The following is an 883-nucleotide window of genomic DNA, read 5'->3' as shown; positions in this document are numbered from 1 at the left end:
ATGAGAGCCTAGAAACTCGTGTTCACGAACGTACCCAAGAGCTTGAAAAACTCAACCAGCGTTTGGTGAAAGCCACTCAAGTGTCAGAACAAGAGTCACAATCTAAATCGCGTTTCTTGGCGGCGGTGAGCCACGACTTGATGCAGCCATTGAATGCGGCGCGCTTGTTTGCTTCTTCACTGTCAGAAGTCGCGAAAGAGCAAGAGGTTAAGCAGCTCTCTTCGCATATCGAGAGTGCACTTGGTGCGGCAGAGGACTTGATTGGTGACCTATTGGATATCTCGCGTTTAGAGTCGGGCAAGCTAGAGACCAATGTCCATAGCTTCGCTATCAATGATGTGCTGTCCAACCTGAATGCAGAATTCAGTGCTTTGGCAGGGCAACAGAATATCGATTTCCATATGGTGCCATCATCGCTGTTTATTCAATCCGACCCCAAACTATTGCGTCGCGTGATTCAGAACTTTTTGACCAATGCGTTCCGCTATAACCCGAGTGGTAAAGTTGTATTGGGTGCACGGCGTGTAAATGGTCGAGTGCGTATTGATGTATGGGATAACGGCACTGGTATCGATGAAGATAAACAGCAAGAGATTTTTGAAGAATTCACTCGTGGTAGCCAAGTACGTTCAGATCAAGGTTTAGGTCTTGGCTTAGCGATTTCAAAAGGCATCGCACACGTTCTTGGGCATGAAATCTCGATGCGCTCTTGGCCAGATGAAGGCAGCGTATTCTCGATTACCTTGCCACGAGCTGAGAAGGTGGTTACTGCACCGCAAGTGGCGGCACCGACCGTCAACAGCGAAATCGCCCAACTGAAAATCCTGTGTGTGGATAACGAGCGAGACATTCTGGTCGGCATGGAGAACCTGATTGGTCGTTG

The 883-nt window shown here is 48.7% G+C and carries 1 protein-coding gene; it reads left to right on the top strand.

From position 1 onward, the window contains the following. A partial coding sequence (locus KIV40_RS29530) for a HAMP domain-containing sensor histidine kinase (protein WP_285352810.1) occupies positions 1 to 883 on the top strand: 883 nt, incomplete at both ends.

It is taken from the genome of Vibrio sp. D173a (assembly GCF_030248475.1).
The sequence above is the reverse complement of the archived record's forward strand: the minus strand, read 5'-3'. Positions and strand labels throughout refer to the sequence as shown.